The organism is Streptomyces barringtoniae, from assembly GCF_020819595.1.
GTDB lineage: Bacteria > Actinomycetota > Actinomycetes > Streptomycetales > Streptomycetaceae > Streptomyces > Streptomyces barringtoniae.
Genome location: NZ_JAJHNP010000018.1, coordinates 89,688 through 106,874, shown reverse-complemented (window position 1 = coordinate 106,874; position 17,187 = coordinate 89,688). Strand labels below are relative to the sequence as shown.

At 69.1% G+C, this 17,187-nt stretch carries 18 protein-coding genes and 1 tRNA gene; 2 read left to right on the top strand and 17 right to left on the bottom strand.

Annotated features, from left to right (window positions below; genetic code table 11):
• Positions 1-5 precede the first annotated feature (5 nt).
• The 4 genes from LMU33_RS28970 to LMU33_RS28955 form a co-directional block, all read right to left on the bottom strand.
• Positions 6-1,298 carry a homoserine dehydrogenase gene (locus LMU33_RS28970; protein WP_228623570.1) on the bottom strand — a complete coding sequence of 431 codons (1,293 nt, stop codon included), beginning with the start codon at positions 1,296-1,298 and terminating at the stop codon, positions 6-8.
• A gap of 156 nt (positions 1,299-1,454) precedes the next feature.
• Complete coding sequence (gene lysA / locus LMU33_RS28965; protein WP_228623569.1) at positions 1,455-2,846, bottom strand: diaminopimelate decarboxylase; 1,392 nt, start codon at positions 2,844-2,846, stop codon at positions 1,455-1,457.
• Between the two features lie 53 nt (positions 2,847-2,899).
• Positions 2,900-4,354 (bottom strand): ArgS-related anticodon-binding protein NrtL, encoded by a 1,455-nt coding sequence (gene nrtL, locus LMU33_RS28960; protein ID WP_228623568.1) that lies wholly within the window; start codon positions 4,352-4,354, stop codon positions 2,900-2,902.
• A 116-nt stretch (positions 4,355-4,470) separates the two neighbouring features.
• Positions 4,471-5,058, bottom strand: coding sequence for a response regulator (locus tag LMU33_RS28955; RefSeq protein WP_372478074.1), 588 nt, complete (start codon positions 5,056-5,058; stop codon positions 4,471-4,473).
• A gap of 140 nt (positions 5,059-5,198) precedes the next feature.
• Between LMU33_RS28955 and LMU33_RS28950 the strand changes: the two genes are divergently transcribed.
• Both LMU33_RS28950 and LMU33_RS28945 read left to right on the top strand, forming a co-directional pair.
• A tRNA-Arg gene (locus LMU33_RS28950) sits at positions 5,199-5,270 on the top strand.
• 194 nt (positions 5,271-5,464) lie between these two features.
• Entirely contained in the window at positions 5,465-6,421 is a 957-nt protein-coding gene (locus LMU33_RS28945) for a TRADD-N-associated membrane domain-containing protein (RefSeq protein WP_228623566.1), read from the top strand.
• An 85-nt stretch (positions 6,422-6,506) separates the two neighbouring features.
• On the opposite strand, the gene LMU33_RS28940 is transcribed toward LMU33_RS28945, so the two are convergent.
• From LMU33_RS28940 to LMU33_RS28880, 13 genes are all read right to left on the bottom strand, one after another.
• On the bottom strand, positions 6,507-7,493 hold the full coding sequence (locus tag LMU33_RS28940; RefSeq protein WP_283844216.1) for a tyrosine-type recombinase/integrase: 987 nt from the start codon (positions 7,491-7,493) through the stop codon (positions 6,507-6,509).
• 482 nt (positions 7,494-7,975) lie between these two features.
• A complete protein-coding gene (locus LMU33_RS28935) occupies positions 7,976-8,167 on the bottom strand; it encodes a helix-turn-helix transcriptional regulator (RefSeq protein WP_228623564.1) in 192 nt (63 codons plus the stop codon).
• A gap of 316 nt (positions 8,168-8,483) precedes the next feature.
• Positions 8,484-10,028, bottom strand: coding sequence for a YfjI family protein (locus LMU33_RS28930; protein WP_228623563.1), 1,545 nt, complete (start codon positions 10,026-10,028; stop codon positions 8,484-8,486).
• Positions 10,029-10,185: 157 nt separating this feature from the next.
• A complete protein-coding gene (locus LMU33_RS28925) occupies positions 10,186-11,103 on the bottom strand; it encodes a bifunctional DNA primase/polymerase (RefSeq protein WP_228623562.1) in 918 nt (305 codons plus the stop codon).
• Positions 11,104-11,187: 84 nt separating this feature from the next.
• Positions 11,188-11,667, bottom strand: a complete 480-nt coding sequence (locus tag LMU33_RS28920) for a hypothetical protein (protein WP_228623561.1) — start codon at positions 11,665-11,667, stop codon at positions 11,188-11,190.
• A gap of 3 nt (positions 11,668-11,670) precedes the next feature.
• The gene (locus LMU33_RS28915; protein WP_228623560.1) at positions 11,671-12,276 is read right to left on the bottom strand and encodes a hypothetical protein; all 606 of its coding nucleotides are present in this window, start codon (positions 12,274-12,276) and stop codon (positions 11,671-11,673) included.
• Between the two features lie 10 nt (positions 12,277-12,286).
• The gene (locus tag LMU33_RS28910; protein WP_228623559.1) at positions 12,287-12,475 is read right to left on the bottom strand and encodes a hypothetical protein; all 189 of its coding nucleotides are present in this window, start codon (positions 12,473-12,475) and stop codon (positions 12,287-12,289) included.
• A gap of 3 nt (positions 12,476-12,478) precedes the next feature.
• Positions 12,479-12,706: a hypothetical protein gene (locus tag LMU33_RS28905; protein ID WP_372478073.1), complete on the bottom strand. Its 228-nt coding sequence runs from the start codon at positions 12,704-12,706 to the stop codon at positions 12,479-12,481.
• A 196-nt stretch (positions 12,707-12,902) separates the two neighbouring features.
• Positions 12,903-15,131: a cell division protein FtsK gene (locus tag LMU33_RS28900; protein WP_372478072.1), complete on the bottom strand. Its 2,229-nt coding sequence runs from the start codon at positions 15,129-15,131 to the stop codon at positions 12,903-12,905.
• Between the two features lie 221 nt (positions 15,132-15,352).
• Positions 15,353-15,523: a pRL2-8 gene (locus tag LMU33_RS28895; protein ID WP_228623557.1), complete on the bottom strand. Its 171-nt coding sequence runs from the start codon at positions 15,521-15,523 to the stop codon at positions 15,353-15,355.
• A 2-nt stretch (positions 15,524-15,525) separates the two neighbouring features.
• A complete protein-coding gene (locus tag LMU33_RS28890) occupies positions 15,526-15,843 on the bottom strand; it encodes a hypothetical protein (RefSeq protein ID WP_228623556.1) in 318 nt (105 codons plus the stop codon).
• A gap of 2 nt (positions 15,844-15,845) precedes the next feature.
• Positions 15,846-16,253: an RRQRL motif-containing zinc-binding protein gene (locus LMU33_RS28885; protein WP_228623555.1), complete on the bottom strand. Its 408-nt coding sequence runs from the start codon at positions 16,251-16,253 to the stop codon at positions 15,846-15,848.
• A complete protein-coding gene (locus LMU33_RS28880) occupies positions 16,253-17,182 on the bottom strand; it encodes a DUF2637 domain-containing protein (RefSeq protein ID WP_228623652.1) in 930 nt (309 codons plus the stop codon). Before LMU33_RS28880 ends, LMU33_RS28885 begins: the two co-directional genes overlap by 1 nt.
• Positions 17,183-17,187 lie beyond the last annotated feature (5 nt).

Genomic DNA, 17,187 nt, shown 5'->3' with positions numbered 1-17,187 from the left:
GTTGGTTACTCTCCTTCAACCCGCATGATGCTGGCGACACCCCGCACGGTGTCGAGCTTGCGCAGCGCCTCGACGGTCCCGGACAGGGAGGCGTCGGACGCGCGATGGGTGACGACGACGAGGGCGGCCTCGCCGTCCTTGCCCTGCTGGCGCACCGTATCGATCGACACCCCGTGCTCGGCGAACACGGTCGCGACCTGGGCGAGAACACCCGGTTTGTCGGCGACGTCGAGGCTGATGTGGTAGCGCGTGACGACCTCGCCCATGGGCGAGACGGGCAGGGCGGCGTACGCCGACTCACCGGGCCCCGTTGCGCCGTTGAGTCGGTTGCGGCACACGGCGACGAGGTCACCGAGCACGGCGGAGGCGGTCGGGGCACCGCCGGCGCCCGGGCCGTAGAACATCAGCTGCCCGGCGGCGTCGCTCTCCACGAAGACGGCGTTGTACGCGCCGCGCACGGAGGCGAGCGGATGGGTCAGCGGAATCATGGCGGGGTGCACGCGCGCGGTGACAGACGCCCCGTCCTTCGAGCGCTCACAGATGGCGAGCAGCTTGATGGTGCAGCCCATCTCCTTCGCCGAGCGGAAGTCGGCGGCGGTGACCTCGGCCATGCCCTCGCGGTAGACGTCGTCGAGGCGCACGCGCGTGTGGAAGGCGATGCCGGCGAGGATGGCGGCCTTGGCGGCGGCGTCGAAGCCCTCGACGTCGGCGGTCGGGTCGGCCTCCGCGTACCCGAGGGCGGTGGCCTCGTCGAGCGCCTCCTGGTAGCCCGCGCCCGTGGAGTCCATCTTGTCGAGGATGAAGTTGGTCGTGCCGTTGACGATCCCCATCACCCGGTTGATCTTGTCGCCGGCGAGGGACTCGCGCAGCGGGCGGATCAGCGGGATGGCGCCGGCCACGGCGGCCTCGTAGTAGAGGTCCTTGCCGTTCTCGTCCGCCGCGGCGTGCAGCGCGGCGCCGTCCTGGGCGAGCAGGGCCTTGTTGGCGGAGACGACGGACGCCCCGTGCTCGAAGGCGGTGGTGATGAGGGTCCGGGCGGGCTCGATACCGCCGATGACCTCCACCACCACGTCGATGTCGCCGCGTTTGACGAGGGCGGTGGCGTCGGTGGTGACGAGGGCCGGGTCGATGCCCTCGCGCACCTTGCTCGGGCGCCGTACGGCCACGCCCGCGAGCTCCACGGGCGCCCCGATCCGGGCCGCGAGGTCGTCGGCGTGCGTCGTCATGATGCGCGCCACCTCTGAGCCGACAACCCCACAGCCCAGCAGCGCCACCTTCAGCGGACGCGTACGCATCATCCGACCTCGTTTCCTCATACCGTCTACGGTTGGACCAGTCTCACTCACCGGACGGGAGTTTCTACCCTTGGTCCGGATCGTGAGACATGTATTTCATGGGTTCGGGGCTGAAAGACCGGAGATCTTCCAGCCCTCCAGTCAGGGGCTAGCCGCGGGCTAGCCGACGTCGAGACGCAGGAGGTCCTCCTCCGTCTCACGCCGTACGATCACCCGGGCCTCGCCGTCCTTCACCGCGACGACGGGCGGCCGCAGCACATGGTTGTAGTTGCTGGCCATGGACCGGCAGTACGCACCGGTGGCCGGTACGGCGATGAGATCCCCCGGCGCCAGGTCGGCCGGCAGGAACGCGTCCTTCACCACGATGTCCCCGCTCTCGCAGTGCTTGCCGACCACGCGGGCGAGCATGGGCTCGGCGACGGAGGTCCGGGACACCAGGGCGACGCTGTACTCGGCGTCGTACAGGGCGGTGCGGATGTTGTCGGACATGCCGCCGTCGACGGACACGTACGTCCGCAGCCCGTCCAGCGGCTTGACGGTGCCGACCTCGTAGAGCGTGAAGGCGGTCGGCCCGACGATGGCGCGCCCGGGCTCGACGGAGATGCGAGGGGTGCGCAGCCGGGCGGCCTCGCACTCGCGCGTGACGATCTCGGTGAGCGCCTTGGCGATCTCGTGGGGCTCGCGGGGGTCGTCGTCGCTGGTGTAGGCGATACCGAGCCCACCGCCGAGGTCGATCTCGGGCAGCTCGACGCCATGCTCGTCACGAACGTCCTTGAGCAGCCCGACGACACGGTGCGCGGCGACCTCGAAGCCGGACATGTCGAAGATCTGCGACCCGATGTGGGAGTGGATCCCGATCAGCTCGAGCCCGTCGAGCTGCAACGCCCGCCGCACGGCCTCCGCGGCCTGCCCGCCGGCCAGCGGAATCCCGAACTTCTGGTCCTCATGGGCGGTGGCGATGAACTCGTGCGTGTGCGCCTCGACGCCCACGGTGATCCGGATCTGGACCTTCTGCCGCTTGCCCAGGGACTGCGCGACATGGGCGACGCGCACGATCTCCTGGAAGGAGTCGAGCACGATCCGCCCGACCCCGGCACGGATGGCCCTGTCGATCTCCTCCACGGACTTGTTGTTGCCGTGGAAGGCGATGCGCTCGGCCGGCATGCCGGCGGACAGGGCGGTGGCCAGCTCGCCCCCGGAGCACACGTCGAGGTTGAGCCCCTCCTCGTCGAGCCACCGCACGACGGCACGGGACAGGAACGCCTTCCCGGCGTAGAACACGTCGGCGTCGGCCCCGAAGGCGGTGCGCCACGCACGCGCGCGTGCGCGGAAGTCGGCCTCGTCGAGGATGTAGGCGGGGGTGCCGTACTCCTCGGCGAGGGTCTTCACATCGACGCCGCCGACGGTGACGACCCCGTCGGCGTCCCGCCCGACGGTCTGGGCCCACACCTTGTGGTCGAGGGCGTTGAGGTCGGCGGGCGGCGCGGAGTAGTGCCCCTCGGGCAGGACGTCGGCGTGACGGGGCCCGGCGGGATGGGCGGAACGGCTCATGACGGTGGCTCTCAGACTCTCTGTCTCTCTCCGGGCATCTCTCGCGAAAGGCCTCAGAGGTGTTCGGGTGCGTCGATGCCGAGCAGGGACAGGCCGCCGGCCAGCACCGTCCCGGCGGCTTCGGCGAGGGCGAGCCGGGCGCGGTGGGCGGCCGAGGGTTTCTCCTCCCCGCAGGGAAGCACGCAGGGCAGGAAGGGCAGCACGGCATCGGCGACGGTGACGAGATGCCGGGCAACCCGATCCGGGGCACGGTGGGTGGCGGCCGCGGCGAGGATGCGGGGGTGGTCGGCGAGGGGGGTGAGGAGGGGGGTGGCGGTGGCGGTGGCGCGGTTGGTGGTGGGGGCGGTGGCGGTGGCACCGGTGGCGGTGACGCGGCTGGTGGTGGGATCGGTGGTGGCGGTGGCGCGGCTGGTGGGGGCGTTGGCGGTGGCACCGGTGGCGGTGGTGGCGGGGCTGCTGGTGGGGGCGTTGACAGCAGTGGCGCGGCTGCTGGTGGGGCCGTTGACGGTGACACCGTTGGTGGCGGTGGCCGGGGTGGTGTGGGGCGGGCGGGCGTCGACGGAGGGGCCGGGGTCGAGGAGGGCGGCCCCAGGCGCGCCGGTATCGATCGGGCTGGTATCGACCGGGTCGGCCTCGAGCCGGGCGGTGTCCAGCAGGCCGGACTCGAGGGGGCGGGAATCGAGGGGACGGGAATCGACCGGGCCGGCACCAGGCGTGCCGGGATCGACCGGACCGGAATCGACGGGGCCGGAATCAACGGGGCCGGAATCAACCGGGCCGGAACCGACGGGGTCGGCGTCGAGCGGGCCGGGCTCGGCGGCGAAGCCCAGGCGGGCGGCGTTGCGGCTGAGGGACCGGATACGGGCATGGGCGTACCGCACCCGGAACAGCGGATTGCTCTCCCGCTGGACCAGATGGTCGGCGGTGATCCGGGGCCGGTCGTGCGGGGCGGGATGCAGCAGGGCCCACTGGGAGGCGTCGGGGCCCAGCGGCGCGGGATCCTCCGGCGCGGGCACGGGCCGCAGATTGACGGGCTCACCGTGCTCGACGGTGGCCCGCCCGCCCTGCGTGGCCACGATCCGTACGACTGCGTCCGCGACGACCTCGGCCCGCACCTCGTACGGCACCCGCAGCGCGACGACATGCCCGGCGAGGGCGTCGCCGTGCCCGTATGCGGCACCGCGGTCCCGGATCTCCCGGACGAGCCCGGCGACGAGATCGCCCCGCTCATCGAGGCTGATGTTGAGAAACCCCGGCCCGGTCACGACGACGTCCCGGATGCCGGCGGCAGCGACGAGCCGGGGCCGCAGAATCTCGGCGACCCGCCGCGGGGGCTGCCCGGCGGGCCGGGCGAGCTGCAGAGCGACGTTGGTGGCGAAGTCCCCGCACCCCCCGGGCCCCGGCTCGGTCACCACGACCCGCTCGGGCACAGCCACGCTCAGCTCCCCGTCGTCGACAGCACAACGCACCGCGTGCAGCACGGTGCGGGACAACTCGACGGGGGTCACGGGACAAGCGTAGGGGAGGAAGGGGGTGGGTAGGCGAAGCGGTTCTTACTGTGGGACGGCCCTACGACCGCACCGCACTCCCAACCGCACCATGGCCGGCTCGGCGGACGGCCCCCTCAACCACCGGACGAGATCCCGCCCGGCACGCCATCGGAGATCCCGTCGGCGACACCCCCGGGAACCTCGCCGTCACCCCCGCCGTCGTCCCCGTCCCCATCACCTTCTCCGCCACTGCTCCCACCCCCGCCACGATGTCCTCCCCCGTGGCCCCCGCCCCCGCGCTCGCGCTCGATCAGCTGCTTGACGAGTCGTACGAGCTCGGCGGGCTCGAAGGGCTTGGCGAGGAAGGCGTCCACGCCGACGTCGAGGCCGGTGTCGACCTCGTACTGCGTGCATGCGCTGATGATGGCGAGGGGTAGATCATGCGTACGGGGATCGGCGCGGAGCCGGGCGGCGGTGCGCAAGCCGTCCAGCCGGGGCATGACGACGTCGAGCGTCACGACATCGGGCCGCACCTGGTGCACCACGTCCAGACACTCGGCACCGTCGGCCGCGGTCACGACCTCGAGCCCTTCCAGTTCGAGGTTGACCCTGATCAGCTGCCGGATGACCTTGTTGTCGTCCACAACAAGCACCCGTCCCGAGGCGCCTGGCACAAGTCGAGAGTAGGTCCGGACCGGCCACCGCGTCCGGGTTTTCCCCACTTCCACCCCGTACAGGGGACCCGCCCGGCACACAGTGGGCTCACCCAGTCCGGCACCCGCGGAAACGGGTTCCTGATCACCCCGCCCGACCTGATAGTGTTCTACCCGTCGCCGCGAGCGAAGAGCTCCGCAGCCGACACGCCCCCGTAGCTCAGGGGATAGAGCAACGGCCTCCGGAGCCGTGTGCGCAGGTTCGAATCCTGCCGGGGGCACTTCGCTTCAACCAGCACGATGATGCGGTTGACCAGCGCAGATGCCATACACGAAGAGCGGGATCCAGTCTCACTGGGTCCCGCTCTTTGTCGCTGCTGCGTGCTGATCGCGATAGACCTGCGATAGACCCCTCTGCGGGCGAGATCCGCATTACGGGATCAGATGTGAACGACGTACGCCAAGATGTTGCCTCATGGAGAACGGTGGGGACTCCGGCCAGAGACAGGCACGCGCCGGTCTGACGTACCTGGCGTTGGCGCTGATAGGCGCGAGTGCTGCGATTGGCCTCGCCCTGATCTTGCACTTGGCAGCAGCAGCAGTTGCGGTGACCGTTGCCTCAGGTCTGGCGCCAGCCTACTTAGCCTGGACGTCATACCGTGCCGACCGGAGCGAAGCGTCTGAGATAGCAGACAGCCGACTGCGCGTTCGGCAAGCAGAACAGGGCCTGGAGCGCGCTCTGCGTCCGTCAGGTTCCGTCACTCTGACATACGGCGACGCAGAGATCACTGTTCGCGGTAGCGAGAATGCCTCCGACCTGGTCCAGCAACTGCAACAGTTCCTAGACCGAGGTGAGGGTAGTTCGACCGGAAACGGAAGCCCCGAACCTACAGAAGAAAACGGGCGTGAAGACTCCGTTTCAAGGGATCCAAGCACGATAGCGGAAGCCACCCCACCCAATGGACGAAACCTACTTACGCTATCGGAGCTATGGACGCTGACGCACGCCAGGCTGGATCACTATCACGGCATCGCACTGAGTCAGGCCAAACGGTCGTTCCGCAATGCCCAGATAGCCATGGGGATCGGCTTCGCTCTTCTATTTGCCTTCGTCATCGTTGCGCTGACAGCCAGCACGACGACGGGCAGCGTTGTGGCTGGGGCCTTGGGCGGAGTGTCGGCTGCCTTGGCCGGCTACGTCAGCGGGACGTTCGTCCGGTCTCAAGAAGCCTCGGCTGGACACCTGCGGGCCTACTTTGAGCAGCCACTTGAGTTCGCACGCTACCTGGCTGCCGAACGCCTAGCGGCTGACGCCAAGCTGAGCGACGTGCAACGGGCGGAAATTGTTACCTCTCTCGTCCAAGCCATGGTATCGGGTACAGCGGCCTCGCCGCCGAATGCCAACGCAGATACTCCACCCAGCACTGCATAGAGCAGATGGCCACCCGAGAGAGCGCAACCCGACGCCAATGGATCCCGCCCTCTCGTTGTTTGGCGCTGTTCACAATAGATCCGCTTTAGGCGTCGACCTCATCCTCCCCTCCCCACCCCATCACCTTTTCGATCTTCTTGTTGTCCTCCGCTTCACTGTTGTCGAGACAGCCGGCGTAGTGGCGGTCGATGACCTCCGGGGACGTACCAGCACGGCGGGCCACCTCCGCCACCGGAAGGCCGGAGCGGAGCCAGTCCGTGATGCACGTGGCTCGCCCGTCGTAGGGCTTCCGGGCCAGCGGGGACGTGACCTTGTGCGGCGGGAAGGCGAAGGGCCGGGCCTCCTGCCAGACACGCCAGTAGCTCGATGTACCCACCAGGCCGCCCCGCTCGTTCTGGAAGAGTCGGCCGTCGGCCGCAGTGCCGAACTCCTTCACGTGCGCCCGAAGCATCGCCACCAGGACCGGCGGAATCGGCACCGGCCGGTCCGCCTCGGGGTCCCGCATCTTTAGTCCCCGCTTGTCGTGCCGGTCACCGGAATCGGTCCATTTCTTACCCGATACGGGACGCGTTTCCCGCAAAGTGAGCACGCCCCATCCCTTTTCCGGGAAGTGGCAGTCATCCAGTCGCAGCCCCACGACTTCCGCCGGACGCATCGCGGCGTACAGGATGCAGCCGAAAAAGGCGACCAGACGCCTTCCTCGGTTTCGGTGCACTGACCCCACATAGGAGACGGCCGTCAGGAACTCTCGCCCCTGCACTGCGTTCATGAGCACTCGCGGGTCGATTGGACCACTGGCAGCAGTGGCGGGCCGCTCCAGTCCGGCAATCGGGCTTTCGTCCAGATACCCCTTTTGGATCGCGTACGCCATGGCTGCGTTGAAGCCGCGCCGACGACGCTTGTACGTGTCCTTGGCAGCCAACTTGCCGTCCAGCCTGTAAGCCAGCCGGTAATGGACATCCTCAGCGATGCCAGTTTCCATCAGAGCCGACAGAGGCAGAGAGTTCTCCGCGAGCCACGTGCAGACCTTCTCCAGGTCCGGTGGGGGCTCCTCATTCTCGTGAGCAGGCACGACGGACCACCTCACGGCCCGCCGCACCTCAGGGAGTTCTGGAGCATCGGGCCCATCCCCAATCATCCCCAGAGCTGCCGAGGCAAGGCTGTCCGCGAAGCCCTCTCTCGTCTTTGCCGCTGCGGTGCGCCAACGGCGCTTCATGAACTCACGCGTGAATTCCCACCAAGTGGGGTCCAGCTTGGCCTTAGCTTGTGCGGCTGCTTCTGCTTCCGCCTGCCGTACCTCAGACTCGGGGAGTCCGTCCTTGATTCGGAAAGCCTCTCCCCTACGCATGGCTTGCCAAAGTTCGGATCGGCGACTCTCTGCAAGTGCCGATGTAGCGAATGTGGCGCTGCTGACCTTTCCGCCCACTTTCCAACGGAGTTGGTGAGGACGGGTTTTGCTCTGCGCTTTGGTCACCTTCCATAGACGTACGTCGAAGGAGAACCCTTCCGGGGCTGGGGTGATGTTCTTCCCAACCCCCGGGGTAGTGCCATTCGTCACGCGCTCTCCTCCAGCGATTCAAGCCAACGGTTCAGCTCGGACCGGCGGATGCGAACAGCGCCGTTCGGGAGCTTGATGGATTTGGGCCCCTTTTTGCAGGAGCGCCAGCGGTAGAACGTCGCTCGGGGTACGCCGATCTCTTCTATGACGTCGGGGATGGTCAACATCTCGTCGCGGGGCTTGGCCAAGACTCCTCCTTGGGCGAGAGGGCAAGGGAAGGTGGTGGGACCAGCCGAGAGCCGCCACAGAAACCACGAAAACCACAGAAACCCTGGATTTGGGGGCTGACCTGCGGTGATGCCCCGCGGCGGGGGTTGCCACAGAAATCGCGGAAAGTTCCACAGAAATAGGCGGCCGGACCGGTGGGGGTCGATGCCGAGTTATTTCTGTGGCTTCTCGGTTCGTTTCTGTGGCAGCACCCCGCAAGCCCCTGACCGGGATGTTTGTGCTGGTCAGGGGCTTGCCAGGGTTATTTCTGTGATTCTGTGGTTTCTGTTGCGGGGGTCAGGCGGTCGGGTCGGTCAGGCGGGGGTGGATGAGGTAGCGGGGGGAGGGCGGCCGGCCGCGTCCTCCGGTGCGCTGGACGGCTTGGGCGCGCACGTATCCGTGGTCTTCCAGCAGGGCCAGGACCGGATCGAGGTCGTTGGCGGTGCGGAACTCGGAGCGGGAGAGCTTGACCATGAGGTCGCGCTTGCTGACCTCGCGCCACCCGTGGGAGTGGAGGACTTCCAGCACGGTGCGGGCGCGCTCGACGATGCGGTCGGCGCCCATGGAGTCGAACGCGGCCAGGCTGTGGCTGATGAAGTACTCGGCCAGCGCGATTGCGTCGCGCATGGTTGCTTCCGCCACGGGCACCGTGTGCCCTTTGGTGAGGTGTTCGGCGAGGTGGAGCAGGGCGGCCATGCGGGCGGTGGCGCCGACCAGCTTGCCGCCCCAGTCGCCGATCTGGCCCATGATGCCGCCGCGGGCTTCCAGCATGGGTTCCACCCGTGCCTGAAAGGCTTTGAGGGCGGCGACCGCCTCGGGGGTGAGCTGGATGAGGGCCGGATCGGTCCATTCGGCGAGGAACAGCGTCAGGTCGAGGACGTGGCGCCGGTAGGTCTCCATCACCTGCTCGGGGATGGGGTCCGGCTCGATCTTGCGGCGGCCGACCAGCGATTCAGGTACCGAATAGAGGAACCTGCCGAGCAGGCCGCGGCCCTTGAACCCGTCCTGGCGTCCGATGTCGTCCAAGACCTGTGGCTGCACGCACAGCCCCATGGTGAGGGCGGGGTGTTCGATGTATTCCTCTCGGGTCTGCCGGTCGACCTTGAGGCGGTCTCCGGCGTGGCCTTTGAGGAAGACGCCCATGTTGGGCTTGCCGGAGTAGCGTCCGGCGATGATGTCGAAGATGTCGCCCTCGGCGGACATGACGGAGATCCGGCCGCCCTGCTCGGCCATGCGGGAGGTGACCGTCTCGGCGGTGGTGTCGTCGGCGAGCAACTGCGGTTTGGCCGGCACGCTGACGCTCTCCGCGGTCTGCGCCAGTGCGATCGCCGTGGAGACCAGTTCATCCCGCTCGTCCGCGCTCGCGGATGCCGCCTTGGCGGTGGCCTTGTCGGCTGCCTCCTTGGCGAGGCGGGCGGTCATCTCGGCTTCCACGATGGCCGGTTGGGTCAGCGTGCGGAGTTGCTGTTCGGCCTCGTACAGCGGGTCGGTGAGCAGGCCGAACACTGCGGACTTGCGGTTGGCGGGCGGCAGCGAGACGACGACATAAAGGTTTGTGGGCTCGCGCCAGTGTCCGCGCACCTGCACCACTGCCCTACCGCCCGCCGCGGTGGCGAGCACGGACAGAGAGATGCATCCGGCGAGGTCGACGGGGGTCTGTGTCTCCTCGGCGACCGCGGCCACGAACTCCCGCAGCCACCCCGGTAGGGAGGCAGTGGGGAAGGGGGCGAGCTTGCGGGGTCCGGCGAGGGGGACGGGGTCCTCCCACACGGGTGCGGGCGGCTGGTCGAGGGTGGGCAGTCCGGCCCACAGGTCGGCGTGGTCCACAGGCTGTGCGGTCATGAGGCTGCCCTCCCTCCAGTGGGATCGCCGACGTGCGGGTCAGGACCAAGTGCAGTGCGGACGCCTTCGGCGACGTTCCTTCGGTCGCCTACGGCGGCCCGTGGTGCGGCCTGTGTGGCGTTCTGAGGGCGTTTCGGGGGGTTGACGGGCTTATAGGTCATGCGGCGCCCCTCTCGGCCGCGCTGAGGCCGTTGGCGACCGCGCGGCGGGCGTAGGGCTCGGGGACACCGACCGAGACGGCCGCGGCCACGATCTCTGCCCCGATCACGTCCAGTCCGCACGGACCGGGGCAGGCGGTGTGCTGTGCGGCGAGGAACCGGGCCACGCCGAACGCCTGTGATCCGGCGCCGGATTCGACGCGGGAACGCACGAGGGTGAGGCCACGTGCCAGGCCGGTGCGGAGGTAGCCGTCGGTGTGGCGGCAGCCGGTGGCCACCGTCCAGTCCCAGGTGGCGCGCTCGGGGAGGGAAGAGACCACCTCCCCGCGGGCGGGGGTGGTCTCTTCCTTCACCACCAGGGCGCGGACGGCCGACGGCAGATCGGCCATGCTGCCGGTGCCCGGACCGAGCCAACGGGCGTACGACATAAGGGACTTGATGTCGACGCCCGCCCGGACCGCGTTGTGTGAGCCCATGACGCCCCGGTAGATCCAGTGTTCACCGCGCGTCGTCGCCACGGTTCGGGTGGCGGGCAGGGCCTCGCGGGCCCAGGCGACGGCCGCCGCGTTGTCGAGGTCGACCACGGTCAACCCCGCCCCGCCAGGGTGGTAGCCGACGCACACGGCCCGCTCCCATGCCGCCCCCCACAGAGGGGAAACGATGACGTTCCGGTCGGTCGTGGCAGCGGCCCACGCGTGGCAGGGGGCGTGGCAGTTGCAGGTGCCCGCGCGCTTCATGTTCGGCCGCCCGCCGCACGCGTTCTTGGCGCACGCACGGCAGTTGCCGAACGGCACCTTCCCGTCCCGCAGCGGCAGCACCGGCACACCGGCCGCCGCGAGGTAGAGCGCGGTGCGCAGATGGTTGCTGTCCTGGTGATCCACGCCGCGGGGGCGCGGGGTCTTGCGGGCAGGTGTCATGCTGGAGGTCTCCTGTTTCTGTCGAAGGGACGGAGAACCGGGGCGGTCGCGGTCTTTGGCGAGAGGCGACCGCCCCAGCCACAGCTACTGCTCGGCGGTGAGCGAGTGGGCGTACTGCTGGCGGACGTAAGCGCGCGGGTCGTAGAACGGGCCCACCTGGTCCATGTCCAGCAAGAACACGGCCGCCGCGTCGGCGGTCTCGGTGGCGTCACTGAACAGATCGTGGGGTTCATCCAGGAGCGCGATGCGGTCCAGCAGCGCGGCCTTGCGCAGATAGAACTCCCGATCCAGCTCGGTGAAGCACTCGGCGTCAGCGAGAGTGCGCGCCACCCAGCCGATCTCGCTGTTGATGCTGGGGGCGCTGGCGTACGCCTCCTCGGGGGTGGGCCAGGATGCGGCGGGCTCTGCGTCGGCGGGCTTGTACTCGGCGCGGGCGTAGAGGCGGTTCCGCTTGCGGTCACGGGAGGGGTAGACACTCACGGTGCCGGTCGTGAACGTGCGGTCCAGCGCGGCGACGATCGGTTCGGTGTCGGCGGGGTCGCAGATGATGCGGATCTCGAACATGGCCTACTGCTCCTTGCTGGTCTCAATGGCGGGCAGGTGCGGCAGACCCGCGGACTCGACGGCCCGAGGGTCGAAGCCGGGCAGCGTGGCGCGGGTGACAAGCGCCTGTGCGAGCTGTTCGGCGTAGGCAGCGCCGGTCCGGGCCACCTCGATCTGTGTCGTGGCGCGCAGGGTCTCGACGCGCTCGATGTGGGCGTATTCCTCGCGCCGCTCGGTCATGTCCCGCTCATGGGCGACGCGCTCGCGGCGGTCGGTGCGCCAGTAGCGGGCGGCGAGTCCGTAGGCGCCGGCGGTGGCCAGGGACCACAGCAGCAGGGGCAGCGGCAGTCCGTCGGCGTATCCGGCCACGCCCGCGAAGGCGAGCGCGCCGGAGGCGGCGAACGCGGTCCCGACGAGGGTGCTGTCTCCGGTGTGGCTGCCCGCGGCCACGCCCGCGGCGGCGGCCCCGGCGGACAGGACGGTCATCAGCGCGGCGTTGCCGACGGAGTGTTCGGCGCCGTTGGCGTTCCAGATGCGGGCCAGCGCGAGCACGGTCGTGGTGGCGATGGCGGGTGCGGCCTTGGGCGCAGCGATGGCCAGCCAGTGCCGCGCAACGATGGGTTCGTTCATGGCTGGTCTCCTAGATCTTGCTAAGGGCGTGGACGACGGCGGCGGTCAGCTCGTTCACCGGCTCGGAGGCGCCGGTGGAAGCGAGGTAGAAGCCGAACATCACGGCGACGAACGCGGAGCCGTAGCCGAGGCTGTTGGAGCGCAGCAGGAAGAACAGGACCAGGCCGAACAGGGCGACCAGGGAGACAGTGACGGCCATCGGTTATCCCTTCGCAGGAGGCGTCTTGGCGGGGGTGTCGCTGCCGTCGCGGTAGACGTGCAGCCAGAGGTTGTAGAGGTGGCGGCCGACGCGTATGCGCTTGCCGAGGCCCTTGCAGCGGCGGCAGTCCTTGCCGCGCTTTATGCGGCCCTTGCGGTCGGTCTTCATCGCGAAGCCGAAGCCGCGGCACTTGCGGCAGTCGCCATACGGGCTCGCCCGACACAGACTCACGTAACCGAGAGTGACGACGAGCAGGCAGGCGCCAGCAGGGAGAAGGAGGGTCATGGGGTGCCTTCCAGGCGGGATTTCCGGCGTTCTCGCAGGTCGGATGCTAGGTGCGAGGTTGCTGATCAGAGCCGGTATGGGGTGCTAGTGGGGGTGCTAGGTCTAGCAGCGCAGGCTGCTAGACCTAGCACCCAATACAGGGTCAGTCCCCGGACCGCTTTCCGTCACGCTGGGTGATAGCGGTGGTGATGTCGGCGCGGGCGATGCCGCGGCGGGTGGTGCCCTTGCCCTTGTCGGTGGTGCCCCACACGTCCTGCGCGCTGATGCCGTGCGGGCGCAGGTTCGTGGTCACCGTCTCGGCTTTCCAGCCGCCGTAGATCTCCGGCCGCAGCGCGGCGAGGCGGGCGGCCACCTTCTCGTTCCACACCTTGTCCTCGTCAGCCGCCACGACCTTGAGGATGTCGGCGAGCAGGTCGAACGACGGTTCGCCGCTCTCGGGCGTCTCGCCGATGGCGTGGCCGGTGATGTTGCCGTAGGCCTCGCGCATCTGGCGGGCTCGGGCGACCACCTGTTCGGCGCCGACCGCGTCCACGAACGCGGACGCGACGATGCGCGGGTCGTCGCCCTCACCAGCCATCCAGCAAATCCCGCGGTCGGAGCGGGAGAACATGGTCGCCCGGTATCCCGCCTTGTACATCGAGGTGCCGAGCACCATGTCGTTGGCGGGCTGGCCCATGACCTTCAGGCAGAACCGCAGCACGGCGTTGGCTGAGATGCCGGTGGGCAGCGACTTGGCGTCCGGCCGCTGCGTGCCGAACAGCGTCACCATCCCCAGCGCCGGACCGCGCTTGCCCAGGTCAGTGGCAATCTCCTCGATCTCCGCGCCGTACTTCTCGTGCTCGAAGGGGACCTGGCACTCATCGAACCCGGCGACGATCGGGTGCAGCCCAAGCGCCTTGTCGTTCGCCAGCTCCGGAGTCACCTTCGACTCGGGGCAGCGCGAGCGAGGCAGGGACTTGATGACCTTCGCCCGCCGGCGCAGCTCCGCCCGCAGCTCCCGCAGCGATTCCAGGACGTAGAGGATGTCCTCGTCCTCGTCTCCGGCCCGGTAGCGGTGGCAGACCGGTTCCAGGGCGCCGAAGTCGCCGGTGCCCTTGAAGTCGAACGCGTAGAGCGCGGCGCGCGGGTCGAGGGCGGCGATGAGCAGGAACAGCCGCATCAGGAACGTCTTGCCCATGCGCGGGATGGACCCGACGACCACGGATGCGAACATGAGGGTCACGGCCACGTCGCCCATGCGCTGGTCGTTGCCGAACACGACCGGCTTGAACAGGTCCACGCTGCCCGACTTCAGCAGCGGCCAGGCGGGCTTGGTGGTCTCGTTCATGGGCTTGTCGCCCACCCACAGGATCAGCCGACCCTCGTGCTCGGTCGGGTCGGCCGATGGCCACACGCAGCCGACCTTGCGGCGCAGCCCGGAAGCCAGCGGCTTGCGGGCCTCCATGATGTCCTCCGGGGTCACCCCCCAGGGAAGGTCCAAGTCGGCGCGGTAGCCGGGGCCGTCTCGGGTGATCTCGGAGGTGAAGCGCATCCCGTTCATGTCGCCGCCCTTCTTGATGGCGGCCGTCAGCTTCGGGTTGCCGATGTTGTCCAGGGCGCGCAGCACGATCGGCCCGGTGAGCTTCTGGATCTCGGTCTTCAGCACCGCGGGACCGATCACGGGATGATCCTGCGGGGAACCCCAGAACCCGCACGCCAGCACCGCAGCCGCAGCCAGCACCCCCAGCCATCCCGGGGCCATGACGTACAGGGTCAGGGCGAACGCGGCGCCGAAGACGAGCGCCACCGTGGTGACCAGCACCCGCAGCCGTACCCGCCCATCCCGCTGCCGCGACAGCTTCAGGTACTCGGCCGTGTTCTCCCTGCGCACCTCGTACTCGCGCAGCGGAGCACCCTCCGCATCCCACACCCACCGGTTGGTGTCCCGCACGAAACGGGCCCCGCCGCGCGGCGCGTTCAGCGTGAGCTGGAGGGCGTACCAGGGGGTGCGTATGCCGTGGAAGGCGGTGGCGTAGAAGGCGTTGCTTGCCGCCCTCTGCGTGGTCGACACGAACCCCGGCTTGGAGGTCAGCCACGTCGGCAGGATCGGCCGACGCTTGTAGGTGGTGATACCCGGCGCCGGAAGGTCGGGCCGGTCGACCGGTCGGGCAACCGAGTCGGCCGACTCCTCATCGTCCAAGTCGGCCGACTGGTTGCCCGACTCGGTCGGGCGGGAGTCGGGTACCGGGTCGGGAGTCGGGGCGGCCGACCCAGTGCGGGCGGATCGGGCCTTGTCGAGGTCGACTACCTCGCCCCCCAAGTCGGGGCGGGAGTCGGCGTTCTTCTCGGCTTCGAGCCGGTTGAACAGTTCGTTGTCGTCGGGCTGGTTCACTTGAGCAGTTCCTTCCTCAGGAGGGGATGCGTAGGGGCCCGGCCGCTGTCTTGGCGGGCAAGGCCGGGCCCCGTGATTGGGTGCAAGATGAGCGTTTCGCGTGGCACAACTCGGAACCAGGGACAAAGCCCATTACTCGTCGACGAGTAGTCGGGGCCAAGTAGTGGGTTACGTCCTAGTTCAGAGGCGAGGAAGCGTTCAGGCAGCACGGTCGTGCCGGGTCACCACCAACTCGACTTCGGCTTGGGCACGATGTAGGGGCAGCCGTTGTGCATGTGGTCCAGGCACGGCTTGCAGTCCTCGCGGGGGCGGAGCTTGCGGTGGATGCTCCGGTCGTGGGCGTGCTGCCAGCACTGCGGGCACTCGCCCGGAGGCGTGATCACAGGGGCCATGGTCACCACCACCCCGAGGACTTCTTGGCGGCCTTGGCAGTGGCGGCCTCGTTCACGATCCGCTGCCGCTCGGTCTGCAACGCGGTCAGCTCCGCGGTGAGTCGGGACTGCACCGACTGCCACAGCGTCTCCAGCTTCCGTTCCGCGCGGCCAGCGCTCTTGCCTCGGGCGACCTTGTACGAGCCGCCGGCGAGCGCCCGGAGCACCGCCCGCCGCTCCTGGCCGGTGAGCGGCCACATCTCGTTCTTGCGGACCGCTTCGAGCTTGCGTTCCGTCTGCCGGATCTCGCGGTCCAGGCGGCCGGTGTTGGGCTTGGCCATGGTCAGCCCCTCCTCGGGGTGTCGTGGACGGGAGCGGGGGTGGAGGTGTCGGGGAAGGCACAGGGCACGCACATGCCGATCGAGGTCGGGATGACGTATCCCGCGTCGTTGCGGCACCGCGGGCAGGTGCGGCGGCTGCACATCGCTTTGGCGAGCGCGGCTCGCTTGCCGGGCGTCATCGGCCGCACGGGCTTGGCGCGGTCGATGCGGTAGAGGTACGCGACCAGCGGGCCGCGTCGGTGGCGCGGGCGCAGCACCTGAGCCGCGATCGGCTGACCGCCCGGACGTAAGCCGCGGGCGCGCAGCTGACGGCGCGTGGCGAGCCCGTCGGGGGCGTAGCGCCACGGGTAGGTAGGGATGCGGTACTGGCTGCCGGCCGGGTCGTAGCACTTGCTGATTGCCGCGGGCATCAGGCGGCCTCAACCTCGGACTCCTCGCCCTCCGCATCGTCCACGGAGTGCAGCGGGCTACCGTCGGCGCGCTCGCTCTTCAGGGTGTCGCGCAGCGTGCGGGCGTTGGCCTGCGAGACGTGCAGCGTGGTGCGGAGCCGGTCGGCGGTCAGCTCCGCCTCGGTCCATTCCCTGGTGACCGTGCGCGCCTCGGTCAGCAGCTCTTCGAAGGTGCGTTGTGCCTTGGCCTTGGCGGGGGTCCGCCGTCGCGGGCGCGGCCTGGCGTCGACCGAGGGTGCTGGCGGAGTCTCCGCCGGGGGCTGTGCGGGGGTCTCCTGCTCGGTTGCGGGGGCCAGGTCGCCCATGCGCAGCAGCACGCGTTCGCGCCGAGGGGTGCTCCTCCGCCACTTGCGGCCGTAGCGCTCGCGCAGGTCCGCGCGCGCCAACTGCCGCTCCTTCTCCCTCGCCAGCGCCTCGGAGTAGGAGGTGACCTCCCACAACGTCATACGGCGCCACAGCGCGAACGTGGAGGGGAACGCGAGCAGCCAACGGGAGAACCGGATCTTCTCCATGCGGCGGCCGGTGACCGCACCGATCCGCACGGCGTAGACGTGCGCACCGATCTCGGAGAACACCACCCACAGCAGCGGCATCGTGCCGTGCGCGACCTGTGCCGACAGGGAGTGTCCGGCCGCGATGTTCAGCCCACACGTGATGAGGGTGAGGACCCAGGGCACGAACCGCACCCAGGCGAGCGCCATGTCCATCCGGATCAGGAGCAGGTTGGCGACGGTGAACACCGGGATAGCCACGTCGATACCGACAGGCAACATCCACGGAGCGGAGAATCCCCAGCTCGCCGCGGCGGCCGACACCGCGTCAAAGGAGGAGACCAGACCGAGCGCGCCGACGCCGGCCGCGGCGAGCGCGCCGATACCGGCAAGCCCCATCTCGG

Bases quoted from the DNA above. Each gene is read 5' to 3' on its own strand.
- LMU33_RS28890 (WP_228623556.1), bottom strand. From the start codon at position 15,843: ATGGCCAAGCCCAACACCGGCCGCCTGGACCGCGAGATCCGGCAGACG.
- LMU33_RS28910 (WP_228623559.1), bottom strand. From the start codon at position 12,475: ATGGCCGTCACTGTCTCCCTGGTCGCCCTGTTCGGCCTGGTCCTGTTC.
- LMU33_RS28915 (WP_228623560.1), bottom strand. From the start codon at position 12,276: ATGAACGAACCCATCGTTGCGCGGCACTGGCTGGCCATCGCTGCGCCC.
- LMU33_RS28970 (WP_228623570.1), bottom strand. From the start codon at position 1,298: ATGATGCGTACGCGTCCGCTGAAGGTGGCGCTGCTGGGCTGTGGGGTT.
- LMU33_RS28945 (WP_228623566.1), top strand. From the start codon at position 5,465: ATGGAGAACGGTGGGGACTCCGGCCAGAGACAGGCACGCGCCGGTCTG.
- lysA (WP_228623569.1), bottom strand. From the start codon at position 2,846: ATGAGCCGTTCCGCCCATCCCGCCGGGCCCCGTCACGCCGACGTCCTG.
- LMU33_RS28920 (WP_228623561.1), bottom strand. From the start codon at position 11,667: ATGTTCGAGATCCGCATCATCTGCGACCCCGCCGACACCGAACCGATC.
- LMU33_RS28930 (WP_228623563.1), bottom strand. From the start codon at position 10,028: ATGACCGCACAGCCTGTGGACCACGCCGACCTGTGGGCCGGACTGCCC.
- LMU33_RS28925 (WP_228623562.1), bottom strand. From the start codon at position 11,103: ATGACACCTGCCCGCAAGACCCCGCGCCCCCGCGGCGTGGATCACCAG.
- LMU33_RS28895 (WP_228623557.1), bottom strand. From the start codon at position 15,523: ATGGCCCCTGTGATCACGCCTCCGGGCGAGTGCCCGCAGTGCTGGCAG.
- LMU33_RS28880 (WP_228623652.1), bottom strand. From the start codon at position 17,182: ATGGGGCTTGCCGGTATCGGCGCGCTCGCCGCGGCCGGCGTCGGCGCG.
- LMU33_RS28885 (WP_228623555.1), bottom strand. From the start codon at position 16,253: ATGCCCGCGGCAATCAGCAAGTGCTACGACCCGGCCGGCAGCCAGTAC.